Origin of the sequence: Pedobacter sp. R20-19, from assembly GCF_000708265.2 — a bacterium.
GTDB lineage: Bacteria > Bacteroidota > Bacteroidia > Sphingobacteriales > Sphingobacteriaceae > Pedobacter.
In genome coordinates, this window is record NZ_JCKI01000005.1 from 274,700 (window position 1) to 288,677 (window position 13,978).

The window sequence follows — 13,978 nt, forward strand, 5'->3', positions numbered from 1 at the left end:
TTCAGTAGTGTAAATTAATCAGTTAAAAAATTCTTTATCAGATCGATAACTATTTCGGGGTGTTCCTCAAACATGTAATGACCGCTGTTTAGAATACCTTTAAGATTACTGTTTTTGCAAACGTACGGCATAGCCATCTTCATATAATTGTAACTTACATAACTGCCTATTCCCAATACGGGCATTGAAAGTGGTTGATAAGATTTAGCATCTTCCATATCCTCCGTAAAACTTTGATACCAGGCATTGGCTGCCCTTATACTTTCTTTATCATTATAAGCAGCAGCATAAACAGCTCTTTCCAATTCGCTCATTTTAGCATCCTCTATCATAACATACTGGAAAAGCCAATCGATCAAATATCTGAATCTACCTTTGAGAATTTGCTCTGGCAAACCTTTTACCTGGTTAAAACTCATCCACCAGGCATAAGGCATATTGGCATCCATTTTTTCTGTAAAAGTTCCTGGAGCAGGCATTAACGGCATTTGCATCATGCCTTCATTGGGATGCATACCATCAGCAATAATAAGTTTTTCTATATATTGAGGGTGATTAAAAGCGAGACTCATGGCCACCATGCCACCAATATCATGGCCGATGATGTTCACCTTTTCTAAATGGAGCGCTTTGATCAGTTCCATAATATCCTTAGCCATAGTTTTTTTATCAAAGCCAGAAACAGGTTTTTCTGAATTTCCCATGCCTCTAATGTCAACAATAATTATCCGATATATTTTTGAAAGTTCTATGGCAACTGAACGGTAGGAATACCAGGTTTGCGGCCAGCCGGGCAAACAAATGAGTGGCGCACCAGTGCCACCTTCTACATAATGTAGTTTTACTCCATTAACCTCTGCATAATGGTTGGTAAATCCTGGAAGGTGTTTAATCAACTCCTCATCGGAATGGGGGTTTGGAGATATTTTTGAATGATTTATCATGTTATGATCTTTTTGTTTTGATGATTCAAAGTTAGCCTGACAACCCATTCATGAAACTACCAAATGGTAGGAAATATCGTTACCTGATTTTTTTTCGGATTCTGCTTAATGCATTTGGTGTTATCCCTAAAATGGATGCAAGTTGCTTAACAGGTATCTTTTGCAATAACTCTGGTGTTTGCAAAAACTCCAGGTAACGTTCTTCTGCTGATAATGTTTGGAAATTCAACAGTTGGTCTACCATTCTCGCAGCAGTAGCCTCCCATATCTTTCGGCCGAATTCTTCCCAACCTGGAATGTGTGCGTATAGTAAATCCATTTCCTTTTTGTCGATGATAATGAGTTCGGTATCTTCTACCGCTTGTATATTAAACCGTGTTGGTTTTTGTGGGTGAAGGCTTGAGATTTCTGTGAAAAATTCATTTTGAAAACATACCCAGGTGGTATTTTCCTGATCGTTTAAATGGTAATAAAAACGTAAACCACCAGATACAATAAAATAATATTGATTAGCAATTTGACCACTCCTTAAGACCAGCTTTCCCTTTGAGATAGTCTTTGATCTGCATTTAGAAATTATAAGCTGAAGTTCATGTTCTTCTATAGCAACTATTCTTTTGATGAAAGCAACTAATTTATCGGTTTGCATTTTTATTAATAAACTGGTGTAAGTATGTTAGGTAACCAGAGCTGCGTGTGCAAAAAGATCAGCTTTGATTGGGTGAAATTAGGCAAATCAAAGCTCAATTTTAGATCTATTTAACACAACTTTTATTTTTAATTACCTCGCATTATTACCTTTAATCTTTTCTTATTGCAGTTCTGGATTTGATTGTAATCATTGGCAATCCATAATGAACAAAGATCGATGATTTAGGTGATAAACACACTGGTTTAATAGAAAGAGATAGCCCAAAAGGAGAAGACATAATTGCTAACCACATCCCGAAACCGGGTAAAAAGCAAAACCATTTCTTCAACGTGTTGTTTGAAAGAGGAGGGAAAGTGAATTCCCGTAAAAATATAAAAACTATGAATTCAGGAATAATTGAATATGTGAACCTCGAAGAATTATCTCAGGGAGATTATAGGGTGATAGATGGTGAGACTGACATTACAGGCTGGCCGGTAAGAGATGAAAATAGTACACCAGTGGGTAAAGTAAGAGATTTGTTATTTGATCCATTGCAAAATGCGATCCGATATATTATCATAGATTTAGACAAGTCAGTTTCAGTTGATGATGAAAAAGCAATATTGATTCCTATTGGCTATGCAAGTCTTGGAGAAGATAAAAAAGAAGTAATTTTGCCGGTGATGACTGAAAGCCAGTTTACCGCTATGCCGCGTTATATTATTGGTGAGGTAACCAGAGACACCGAATTACAAATCAGATCTGCTATAGCAGCTTCTTCTACATTAGATGTAGCTGATAATATTATAGAAACAGAACATGGCGAATTTTATCGCCACCATCATTTTGACAGGGGCAATGTAGTTGCGCAGCGCCACACCTCAAGTAGCAATAAAGTAGATGAATTATCTAATCAAAGTGAGTTAGAAACTGAGGCAGTTTATCAGCGTACAGATATCGAGGAGACTATATTACCTTCAAACCGGGAAAACGAAATCAATTTAGCCACAACGCTTCAGGAGTTTTCAGTTGATACTGCTGACGGAACTTTTGGTATTGAACCTCAGGAAAATGGTACTTACCGGATTTTTGATAACGAAAAGAAGATTGGGGTAATATATGCGGAACCTGGCGAGCAAGGTGTACGGTGGAGAACAATGGACCAATTAGGCGACCGATTTGTTATGATGATAGGTGAAGCCATCAGGGTTCATAATGAATCATCAGATCATTTATAGTCTTTAATTACAAAAAGAAGGGCAATTGTTTATAGCATTTGCCCTTCTTTTTACGTAATTATTTACTCTTCCTGCGAATAGTTAATCAATATGGAGATCAATAATTTTATTTCTCTTTTGAGGTTTTCTGCGCCTGCCTTTAAGGATAAATAATCAGCTACATCAACTTTTTGCAATTCTCTGCTTACTTCTGCTAAAGTAATAAATCCCGCAGAGGTAGACATGCCATACAATTTGTGTGATAAGGAGAGCACCATTTCAGAGTCCTCTGGTTGAATATTTTTGGTAAGTTGAATAGATGCCAGATTAAGCTGATTAATAGTGATTTCGATTATTTTCTTCAATTTTACAGAATCCTTACCAAAGTAAGATTCCAGTTTTTCAATATTAAAATGAACCAAATCATTATTGGCTTCGCTATCCTTTTTGTCTGATTTTAGTTCGTGTGTATCCAATAGCCACTTGTTTAATATAGCCTTAATATTCTCTTCTAATACAGGTTTAGTAATAAAATCATCCATTCCTGCAGCAATGCTTTTTTCTCTTTCACCTTTTACATTTGCCGCAGTTAAAGCAATAATTGGCGTTCTTTTATCTTTTTCTATTAATCTGATTTTTTTTGAGCATTCATAACCGTTCATCTCTGGCATTTGTATATCCATAAAAACCAGGCTGAACATCGTCTTTTGAAATTGTTCTATACCTATCAAACCATTCTCAGCTTCTATGATTATGCTTTGTGGATAGAGTTTTTCGATGTATGAACGGGTTAGAAATCTATTGACCTCATTATCTTCTACAATCAAAAATTTATGCGCCTGGTTTGGGTAAGAAATTGATGGTGCTGAAATTTCGATGTTTTTGGAGAACGTGGTTTCCTTTGTTTTTAGCCTTGATAAAGCCAGGTAAAGCTTGTCCATTTTGATGGGTTTAAGCAACTGGTTATCAATTTTTAACTCATTACATGCCTTAATAATAGTGCCATCATCTGATGAACTGTGAAGCAGAATTACAGGAAGTTTCTCATCTGCACTTATAAAATTATTCCTGATTTTAGCGGCAGTTTCTATCCCATCCATATACTGCATATGATAATCCATTAAAATAGCGTCGTAGGTTCTGCCTTCAGCTAAAAACTGTAGGGCTTCAAAACCATTTCGGGCATGATCAGACTGGATGTTTTTCAAAAGCAGCATATCAGTTAAAATATCTCTATTGTTATCATTATCATCTACAATCAGTACTTTACTAATACTTTCGAGGCCTATCCATTCAATTGGATCTCCTTGTTCAGATTGCAGATTTAAGTCGAAATAGAAAATACTGCCTTCACCTAGTGAACTTTCCAGATGCAGACGACTGTCCATCATTTTTAACAATTTGTTAGAAATCGTTAATCCTAATCCTGTTCCGCCATATTTTTTTGTGGTGGAAGAATCTTCTTGTGAAAATGCATTAAAAATTTTGGCCTGTCTTCCTTTTGCGATTCCGATTCCAGTGTCACGTACACTGAACCGAAGCATATGCTGACCATTACTTTCACTCAGCGCTTGTATTCTAAGTTCAATTTCTCCTATAGTTGTAAATTTTGCAGCGTTGCCTAAAAGATTAATTAATACTTGTTTCAGGCGAAGGGCATCAGTCCATATAAATCTTGGAAGATTTGGCTGAACATTTAACAGCATTTCAAGTTTTTTGGTCTGAATCTGGTAATTCGTAATGTCACATGCCTGTTCAGCAATCTCATAAAGGTCGCACCTTTCTATATCAAGTTCAAATTTGCCAGCTTCAATTTTTGAAAAATCTAAAATATCATTTATAATACTCAACAGTGCATTAGCAGATTGATTAACGATTTTCAGGTATTGCTGTTGTGTAGAATTTAGTTGGGTTTTTAGTACGAGATCGGTAAAGCCTATCACTCCATTTAATGGCGTTCTGATCTCGTGACTCATATTGGCAAGAAATTCAGATTTAGCAAGGTTAGCATGATCAGCACGTAATCTTGCTACGGTCAATTCATCCCGATGTTTTACACTTGCGGAGATATTGTGCGTGAAGATCATCATTCCGCCGATAGATTGATCCGCTCTGTACCACGGCCTCATTTCCCATGCAATATGATGCGGCATATTTGTTTTAATGTCTACATATACATCTTCATCTTTTTTAATTACTCTTCCCTTGAGAACTTCTTTGTGTACAGCTTTGCGATCATCTGATAAATTAGGGAAAACATCATAATATGATAATCCCTTAATATCTCCCTCAATTTGTGTATAGTCTTTTAGCCACGTTTTACTTGCAATTAAAAAGTGCATATTTTCATCAACCATAGCTACTGATGCAGGTGCATTTTCGATAAAAGCAATAAGTATTGCCTTTTCTGTAGCCAGTTCCTTCTCAATCGCTTCTTTTTGTGTAATATCAATGGAAATACCCAAATAACCAATAATATTACCTTTGCTATCTTTTATAGACGTAATTGATAATGAAACCCTCAATCGTTTTCCAGATTTGGTAATAAACGTAAATGTTCTTTCCTTTTGAGGGTGATCTGCACATTGTTTATAAAAACCAAATCCTGAAACTTCGGAATCTAGCGAAGAACTGAAATCTGTACAAAGTTCATCCACTTCTTTCGGATCGTGAAAGATGATTGGTGATTGTTTTCCAATTATTTCTTCTGCAGAGTAGCCAAGTAATTGCTCTGATCCCTGATTAAATACAGTTATGGTTCCCTCTAAATCGGTAGCAATGATGCTCACACCCGTAGCTGCAGAAAGTACATCATCTAATAGTTTTTTAGAAGCAATTACTTCGATCTGCGCACGTTTCTGTTCATCTATATTTTGAAAGGTACCATAAAGGCGAAACGGAGCATTTTTTACAAATTGTACATTTCCTTTGGTACGTACCCAGATTTCCTTGCCGTTATAATCGATAATTTGAAGTTCCAGATCCCAGTCTTTACCTGTATGCAAACAATCTTTAACCACTTGCATAATGGTATCTCTGCTTTCCCCGCTTTTGTAAAATTGAATGGCACTTTCTTTAGTAGGAATAAACCCATCAGGTACAGAATGGATTTCACGAGTAATACTAGACCAGTAAAGTTGCTGATCAACCAAATTAAGTTCCCATCCACCTATCTTTGATAGGGAGCTGGTTTCTTCCAGTAAATTTTTTGTATGAATGAGATCGTTCTCTAATTTCTTTTGATCTGTAATATCTACAGCATTGCCAACAATATAGGGCTCACCATTAAGATCATGTTGTAGTGTGTTAGCATATAGCCACAAACGCTCTTCACCAGATTTACGTATAACCACCATATAGCCCTTAGAAAAGCCCTTTGTTAAAATATCGGTAAGGTATTGACGTAAATCATCATGCCGGTCTACCGGGATAATGTCAAAAAGAGTTTTATTACATAGATCTGCTGTTGAATATCCTAATGTTTTAGCGCCAACAGGATTAAATGAAATTAACTTACCATGTATATCATGCGTACAAAGTAACCCTTGCGAACTTTCAAAAAATGCTTTTAATTTTTGTTCGCTAACTTTTAAGGCTTTGTTTTTCTCTATTTCAGCCGTAACATCCCTGCCGATAGCAAAAATATTTTTTTCTGTTTTTTCAGTAGTGGCGCTCCATTCAATCATCCGGTATCCGCCTGTCTTTATGGCTACCTGGTGTGTATTGTGCTCTTCTACCGCTCCGTTCTTAATGTTATACCAAAATTGCTTCGCTTTATCCTGTTCTTCGGGTGGAACAATATCAAAAATATTTTTAGCTTGTAAATCTTCTTCGCTCCAACCGAAGCGGTTATTAAAGCATGGATTTGCCATTTTAAAAGTCCAATCCTCACCCAATATACAGATCAGATCTTCAGAGTCTTTAATCAGGCGACTGAAGCTTTTATATTCATGCTTTTTCCTGCGGTCTACAATTACAGATATTGCTTCTTCTACCAAAAGTGAAAGTTGTCGTTGCTGTGATAAGGATAATTTTTTTGGTTTTGTGCTGATCACACAAAATGAACCAAGGGTAAATCCATTAGGATCAATAAGTGGAAATCCGGCATAGAAACGCACTTTAACTCCTTCTAATACCATGGGATGCGTACACCAATTTTCGTCATCGAGGGTATTTTCTACAAGATAGATCGTTTTTGATAATAAGGTGCGTTCGCACATAGTAAATCCTCTTGGTGCTTCCTCTACCGAAAGTCCTTTAGCTGATTTATACCAAACCCTGTCTTTATCAATAAAGGACATTAATGAGATTTCGCAATCGGCAATTAAGGCAGCAATTTCAGTGAGCCTATCAAAATCACGCTCCTTATCAGAGTCAATAATATCGTAACTATAGAGTGCACGCAGGCGGGCTGATTCATTTTCTTCCATTTCAATTTTTTGCATAGTGGTAATGACTACTTGCCGACTTATTTAAGCCAATTTATTTATCTGCAAGTAGCTTTATAAAAGATAGCTTGCAGATGTTTAATATGATCCAATCTATTCCAATACTGATTGATGAGTAAACTACAGAGCGAAAATAGTTGGCAAACTTATTTGATGTATAATAGGTATAGCTTTATAAATGGTTATGATATAATCTTTTTAAAAAGAAATATAAAATAATTGTATGCTATTGCTAATCATCTGTTTATACACTTTCCTTCTGGAAAATTGCGGGTATTGTTCTTAATATAAGTTTGATATCGTTTATAAAACTTTGGTTTTTTGCATAAGTGTTATCCAGCATTAAACGTTCTTCTTCACTCATTTTGCCTTTACCACGTTTCTCTACCTGCCATAAACCGGTTAACCCGGCTGGTGCGGCAAACCTGAGTACGGATTTATCGGTTGTCAGTTTCTCCGCTTCATAGATAGGTAAAGGGCGGTTGCCAACAATGCTCATATCACCCTTTATTACATTCCAAAGTTGTGGTAATTCATCAATGCTTGTATTTCTAATGAAATTACCCACCTTCGTAATTCTGGGATCGTTATTGATTTTAAAAAATGCTGATCCATTTTTTACAGAGTTAACATAAACATCATCTTTTTCGCACCACTTTGCCCCATCCGCATAAATAGGATACTGGCATTTCCCTGTTTGCATACAAGCTTCACAAAGTGCGGGATCTGCCTGATTAACCAATTCCTTTTTCTGATCAATATTGTATTGGTTAAGATGCATCAGGTCTTTAACTTTCTGATCGGCATCGATATACATGGACCTGAATTTATAGAATTTAAAGATCTTAAATCCTGTTCCTGTTCTTAAGGAATAATAGAATGCCGGTCCTTTAGATTCAAGCCGGATAGAAAGCGCCACCAAAATGAATAATGGAAATAGAATAATTAGTGCAAGGCCTGCAAAGCATATATCGAATATACGCTTAACCAAACCAGTATGATAGACAGACCTGGTGTGAAACGGTAGTTCTTTAATTAGTAAATTCCAATTATGAATATAGAAAAGTACACGTTTTTCCAAACGTTCTATTTTTAGCGGAAGTTTAAATACGTCTGAAATACCGGCTGTGAGCGCCAATATTCTTAAATTGGGATTGAAATATCTTAAAACTAGAAAAAAAGGGACCGAAGGCATTTTCTTATTTTTTAGTGTTTCTATTAAAGAAAGACCACCGTTAGATAAGATTTCACTGTTGGAAATTATGGCCACAATTGCCAGGTTTTTTGATTCCCATTCTTGTACAAGCATCATTCCATTATCAAAATGAACCAGCTGCCTACCTTCAAAATCACAATCTTTAAGAAAAGAATGTGAAAAATCATCAGCAAAACCAACAAGGGCTATGATTTGGATATCAGAATTTGCCATTAGCTCAAACTTTTTCCTGCACGTCTTAATACCATCTTTATTCTTGCCTCTAATTCTGCCGGGTTAAAGGGCTTAACAACGAAATCATCCGCACCCGCATCAAGACATTTAATACGCTTATCAGAACTTTCTTCACCTGATAAAATCATGATCGGGAGGGAACTGAAAAAATCACTTACTTTAAGTTGCTCTATTAATTGAAGTCCGTTCATGTTTGGCGTATTCAGATCCGAAATAATTAAGTCTGGAATGTTTCCACCTTGTAAAAAGGCTAAAGCACTCAGGCCATCCGGTCTAATATCTATACGATAATTTACGTTAAGAATTTCGTCAAGTACGGCTTGCATGAATTCATCATCTTCCACAAGGAGGATGTGTATGCTGGGATTATTAATTTTACTCATTTGGAAGGGACGTATTATAGAGTTTTTTTCAGATAAATGCCAAAAAGAGTTAAGTGTAAAGTAGTGATAAATAATAAGTTAGTCTCAAACTGATTTTAGTTATCTGGATCAACTAAATGTGTAATGTAAATAAATACATTTAAAATCTGAAAATCCTATTAACTTTTTCTGTTTTACTACAATAATAAGGAAAAATTACTCGTTAATCTTTGAATTATTCCGCTAAGGAGTAATATACTTTCTTGTAGTTGTTAAGTATATTCATTTACTAGCAAACTTATTGATTACAAAGTTATGCTTGCTTCATAAAAAATATATTTATTAAAAGAATCTGTTTGATTGGTATTTTAAAAGTTAAAAATAATACTAATAAAAAACCTTAAAAGCTAACTTTCTTGTTTATTGTCAAATATTGATTAAATAGATTAAAATGAACAAAAAGATATTCAGCTAATGACTAAAATGCTACTAAATTTAAATTCAGAACCTTGTGCACTGCTTTAACCTTTTTCAGAAACACTTAGTGCATAATTTTTTGGGTAGTATAGCAGAATTATATTCTTTAAATTCTGATTTCACTGGTATTTTTATAAATTTAGACATCTTTCAATCATCTATTAATGGAAAACAATTTTTTATCCCTTAGTCTTGCGCAATTAAACAGACTTTTTCCTTGCTTTTTGTTAATAGATTCAAATTCAAACATCATTCAAATGGGTGAGGTATTGAAAGTACAATGCGGAGATTGTATTGGTGGAAGATTTTCTGATCATTTTGAACGATTTAATCAAGAAGTTGCAGGCAATGATACCAAGATTTCTTCAAAAGATATAAATGGATGGGTGACTGGAAAATGGGAAGAATTTGATAATGGAAACTCATTTCTGTTTGCCGGAGAAAAATTTTTGCTAAACAATAGTCAGGAAATGATTACGGCTGATCCAGCGATTCAAAAATCATCAGACATAAAAGAACTTTTTCTTGTCAATATAAGTCATGAGATTAGAACACCTATGAATGCAATCATTAGCATGACTGGTCAGCTCTCTAAAACCATGCTTACCGATGAACAGGATTATTTTATACAGACCATACAAACGGCATCAAAAAATCTTCTATTAATCTTTGACGATATTTTGGATCTTTCAAAAATTGACGCTGGAAAATTGGATCTAAAACATGTTGGTTTCAATCTTCCTCAGGTTTTTTCTGAAGCCATGGAATTAATGATAAATCAAGCTGAAAAAAAAGGTTTAGAAATCGATTATATTCTTCCAAACGAGATTAATATTGCTCCGGTATTAATGGGTGATCCTCATAGAATCAACCAGGTGATAATGAACTTATTGAGCAATGCCATTAAATTTACAGAAAAAGGTTCTGTATCACTAACTGCTTTTGTTTTAAAAGATGACGATAACAGCCAGGAAATTGAAATTTTAGTGAGGGATTCAGGAATCGGAATGGAGCCGGAATTTGTAAACCGTATTTTCGATAATTTCAGCCAGGAACATGAATCCCTAACCCGTCAATATAGTGGGATAGGCTTGGGATTGAGCATTTCACAGAAACTAGTTGCTCAAATGGGCGGGCATTTCAAGGTGGAAAGTAAAAAGGGGATAGGTTCTGCGATTTCTTTTGTAATTAAATTACCAAAGGGAACAGATAAGAATCTGGTGAAAGAGGTAAAATCTAATTACAATGAAGATTTATTTGCTGGTAGAAAAATCCTGATTGTTGATGATAATGAAACAAACAGACTAGTTGCCAGTACAATTTTATTAAGCTATGGTTCGCAGGTATTAAATGCAGAGCATGGAGAAATGGCTCTTGAAATGGTAAAAGAAAGTGCATATGATATTATTCTGATGGATATTCAGATGCCTGTACTTGATGGATATGAAACCACCAGGATATTGAGGCAACGGGGATACCCTGGCACAATCATCGCCCTTACGGCTTCTGTGGTTTCGGGAGAAAGGGAAAGGTGTATTGCTGCAGGAATGGATGATTACCTGACCAAGCCTATTAATGAAGAAATTCTCGTGGACGTAATAGATAGCTGGATGAAGAAAATACAGATTCATATTTCAGAACCTATGCTTATTGAACCATTATATAGTTTAGATGGCCTTAGGATAATTAGTAAAGGAAGAGAAGATTTCGTAACTAAAATGATTGAGTTGTTTTGTGTGCAAGTTCCTGAAGCCTTAAATAATCTTAATGCCTCTTTCAGGGAAAATGATCTTCCCCAGGTTTCAAAATTAGCGCATAAATTAAAATCCACAATAGATCATCTTGAAATCAAATCTATTCGCAGTACCATCAGAAATATTGAAGAGTTGAGCGAAAACGTAAGTAGGGCAGAGCTAATTTTAATGATTGATGAGGTTAATCATGTGCTTAACCAGGTACTTGATGAATTACAGTTAGAAATAAAAGAAAGATGCCAATAGCCAATTAATGATATCCCATCTATGGTTAATTGGTGTTCCCTGAGGTTGGTTTATATGGGTAATATACTGATCTATTAAGATTTTATAATTCTTAACGAATAAGATTTCTATAGTATTTAGCTAAAAAATCAGAAATCCTTTTTCCTAATAAAAAGTTGGCTAATTTGCCTAATGGGCTGTAAGATGAATGCTGTAGCCATGAAGCCGCGAAATGATGAATGCTATAAGTATTTTTGGTGATATTTATTTTTAGTGTCTTCCAACTTTTCGGACTAAAATAATCGCTCGGATAAATCGTGCAATAGTCTGGCAAGACTTGTAAAGTATTATCTGTTTTAAGTGTTTTTTTTGCCTTCATGAAAGCTGTTATACTCTCTGTATTTGGATTGAGATCTAAGGCTCCACTAGCCTTGTAAAAGCTTCTGTTATTATAATAGGAAATTAAGTCATTAATCCAGGAGCCTTCCTTAATGCTTCCCATAATTGCGGATGACAATAAAAAATTATCTTCAAATCCTGTAAAAGCGACATTGGTAAGCATTGTATCATCCAATGGTTTTAGAAATTCCACATCGGTATCCAGGTAAATACCGCCTATCGTTTTAAGCGCATATAATCGGCAAACATCAGACACAAATGCAAATTTACGTTCATGATATGCTTCTCTGGAATATTGATATAGGTTAACATCAAATTTTTCCTCATTCCAAACCATAATTTCATACTCAGGAAGATAACGATTCCATGAGGCCAGACATTTTAATACGAGATCAGGCATTTCTCCTTTTCCAAACCAGCAGTAGTGTATAATTTTGGGTATCATTGTATAACTTTCCTTTTTAATTTTTGGTAAACTTCGTATAATTCTGTACGCTCAAACTTAATTATAAGAGAAATTAAGAAAAGTATTACGCCAATAATCACACTATTGGTTAAAAACGTCATCCAGGAATCAATTGTAAACAAATTTAGTTTCTTCCAGCCGTATGCGATTAGTAAAAGCAGCATAAATCCAGCAAGACCTTTAATTATTTTGATAAAAAAATACCATCGCTTTTCTTCTAGACAGTATGCTGCATACAGTGGCGTAAAAGTTAGGTGGCTAAATACACCACTAATTAATGCTGCAACAGGTATAGCGTATACCCCTAAGTTACTGTACAAGCAAAGAATTATAACTAAAACATAATTTAAAACAGAAATAAAAATCCCCCAAACAGAGGCCATTTTTAATTTATTTGTGATGACAAAAACATGATATACAGTTTCTACGGTTCCGTGAACAATAAAGGGCACAAGCGTAATAACAGAAAGAATATGCAGCCCTCTGGCATCTTGAGTGGGCAACCACAGACGGAAAAAATCTTCTCCATAAACAAAGAAGACAGCCAATGGGACTAAAACCACTAAAAATATGGCTTTAAATGACTGATCTAAAGTTTGCTTTAACTTAGCCATATCGTTTCGGGCATAAGCCTTAAACATTTCTGGTAAAAATATAGGAACAATAATTCCAAGAAGGATATAAATTGCATTGGGGATAAATTTGGTGAGAGACAAAAAACCCATACCTGATGCACCAAAAAAGTGATTGGCAATCAATAAATCCAATTGTGTGTTGATTACATTGGACAGGGCCATAATCGAATTCCAGATTCCAGCGCCAACAACTATAGATAATGTACTTTTTGAAAAGAAAGCCCAATCAATAGCGATTTCTGGCAGTAGTTTTTTGGTAAGCCTATAGTTTGCAATGAGTGTATAGAGCGATAGGATGGCTGTAACCAAACCCAGAAAATAAATTTTAGGTGTGAAAAAATAAAATAGCAGTATGATAGTGCCAAGTTTTATAATATTAGAAGCAATATTAATGTATGCTAACTTGTCAAATCTATTGAGGGCAAATGCTGTTACAGAAAAAACTGCCGATGATACATTGATGATTAAACTAATAAACATGAAAATAAAAAGCAATCTTACATCTGCAAACAAAGGGGTTGGAATGTCGAGAATATGGCTAATGAAATAGCAGAATAATGCACTTACGAGAATGAAAAAGAAAGAAATTAGCAAGTTGCCAAATAGTATGGAATTGAAATAGGTATTTACCGCTTTAATTTCTTTTTTTTCTAAACTTATGGTAATATACCGACTCGACATCGAATTCAATGCGGTAGTTATAATTCCGGCATACATGATAAAGTTATTGGTTAATGGAAAAAAACCATAAGCCTCTTTACCCAAATGCGCTACAATATAGGGAGTTAAAAAGAAAGAAATTCCGATGCCGGAAAGGGCACTAAAAAGGTTGGAAACCAGGTTGATTACAAAGCGTCTTCTATCCATATAAACTGACTTACTAAAGTACTGGTTTTTATTTAATTTATAGAAGCGCTTAAAAGGTTTGTAATAATTTTCTATTTTAGTCCTCGCGCATCAGATTCAT

The 13,978-nt window shown here is 35.0% G+C and carries 9 protein-coding genes; 2 read left to right on the forward strand and 7 right to left on the reverse strand.

Annotated features, from left to right (window positions below; genetic code table 11):
* Positions 1-14 precede the first annotated feature (14 nt).
* Both AN34_RS13035 and AN34_RS13040 read right to left on the reverse strand, forming a co-directional pair.
* Positions 15-944 (reverse strand): alpha/beta fold hydrolase, encoded by a 930-nt coding sequence (locus AN34_RS13035; RefSeq protein WP_029286111.1) that lies wholly within the window; start codon positions 942-944, stop codon positions 15-17.
* Between the two features lie 79 nt (positions 945-1,023).
* The gene (locus AN34_RS13040; protein WP_029286113.1) at positions 1,024-1,593 is read right to left on the reverse strand and encodes a Crp/Fnr family transcriptional regulator; all 570 of its coding nucleotides are present in this window, start codon (positions 1,591-1,593) and stop codon (positions 1,024-1,026) included.
* A gap of 383 nt (positions 1,594-1,976) precedes the next feature.
* On the opposite strand from AN34_RS13040, the gene AN34_RS13045 reads away from it, so the two are divergent.
* Complete coding sequence (locus AN34_RS13045; RefSeq protein ID WP_157263306.1) at positions 1,977-2,816, forward strand: PRC-barrel domain-containing protein; 840 nt, start codon at positions 1,977-1,979, stop codon at positions 2,814-2,816.
* Positions 2,817-2,878: 62 nt separating this feature from the next.
* On the opposite strand, the gene AN34_RS13050 is transcribed toward AN34_RS13045, so the two are convergent.
* The 3 genes from AN34_RS13050 to AN34_RS13060 form a co-directional block, all read right to left on the reverse strand.
* Entirely contained in the window at positions 2,879-7,240 is a 4,362-nt protein-coding gene (locus AN34_RS13050) for a PAS domain S-box protein (RefSeq protein WP_036677154.1), read from the reverse strand.
* Positions 7,241-7,487: 247 nt separating this feature from the next.
* Complete coding sequence (locus AN34_RS13055) at positions 7,488-8,672, reverse strand: sugar transferase (RefSeq protein ID WP_051666520.1); 1,185 nt, start codon at positions 8,670-8,672, stop codon at positions 7,488-7,490.
* A complete protein-coding gene (locus tag AN34_RS13060) occupies positions 8,672-9,076 on the reverse strand; it encodes a response regulator transcription factor (protein ID WP_029286121.1) in 405 nt (134 codons plus the stop codon). Before AN34_RS13060 ends, AN34_RS13055 begins: the two co-directional genes overlap by 1 nt.
* 620 nt (positions 9,077-9,696) lie before the next feature.
* Here AN34_RS13060 and AN34_RS13065 point away from each other — a divergent pair.
* Positions 9,697-11,532 (forward strand): hybrid sensor histidine kinase/response regulator, encoded by a 1,836-nt coding sequence (locus AN34_RS13065; protein WP_051666524.1) that lies wholly within the window; start codon positions 9,697-9,699, stop codon positions 11,530-11,532.
* 91 nt (positions 11,533-11,623) lie between these two features.
* On the opposite strand, the gene AN34_RS13070 is transcribed toward AN34_RS13065, so the two are convergent.
* Entirely contained in the window at positions 11,624-12,355 is a 732-nt protein-coding gene (locus AN34_RS13070) for a glycosyltransferase family 32 protein (RefSeq protein ID WP_029286124.1), read from the reverse strand.
* Complete coding sequence (locus AN34_RS13075) at positions 12,352-13,878, reverse strand: lipopolysaccharide biosynthesis protein (protein WP_029286125.1); 1,527 nt, start codon at positions 13,876-13,878, stop codon at positions 12,352-12,354. Before AN34_RS13075 ends, AN34_RS13070 begins: the two co-directional genes overlap by 4 nt.
* Between the last annotated feature and the right edge of the window lie 100 nt (positions 13,879-13,978).

What these genes read in the sequence shown, in the direction of transcription:
- AN34_RS13035 (WP_029286111.1), bottom strand. Translation starts at nt 944, where the DNA reads ATGATAAATCATTCAAAAATATCTCCAAACCCCCATTCCGATGAGGAG.
- AN34_RS13040 (WP_029286113.1), bottom strand. Translation starts at nt 1,593, where the DNA reads ATGCAAACCGATAAATTAGTTGCTTTCATCAAAAGAATAGTTGCTATA.
- AN34_RS13045 (WP_157263306.1), top strand. Translation starts at nt 1,977, where the DNA reads ATGAATTCAGGAATAATTGAATATGTGAACCTCGAAGAATTATCTCAG.
- AN34_RS13050 (WP_036677154.1), bottom strand. Translation starts at nt 7,240, where the DNA reads ATGCAAAAAATTGAAATGGAAGAAAATGAATCAGCCCGCCTGCGTGCA.
- AN34_RS13055 (WP_051666520.1), bottom strand. Translation starts at nt 8,672, where the DNA reads ATGGCAAATTCTGATATCCAAATCATAGCCCTTGTTGGTTTTGCTGAT.
- AN34_RS13060 (WP_029286121.1), bottom strand. Translation starts at nt 9,076, where the DNA reads ATGAGTAAAATTAATAATCCCAGCATACACATCCTCCTTGTGGAAGAT.
- AN34_RS13065 (WP_051666524.1), top strand. Translation starts at nt 9,697, where the DNA reads ATGGAAAACAATTTTTTATCCCTTAGTCTTGCGCAATTAAACAGACTT.
- AN34_RS13070 (WP_029286124.1), bottom strand. Translation starts at nt 12,355, where the DNA reads ATGATACCCAAAATTATACACTACTGCTGGTTTGGAAAAGGAGAAATG.
- AN34_RS13075 (WP_029286125.1), bottom strand. Translation starts at nt 13,878, where the DNA reads ATGGATAGAAGACGCTTTGTAATCAACCTGGTTTCCAACCTTTTTAGT.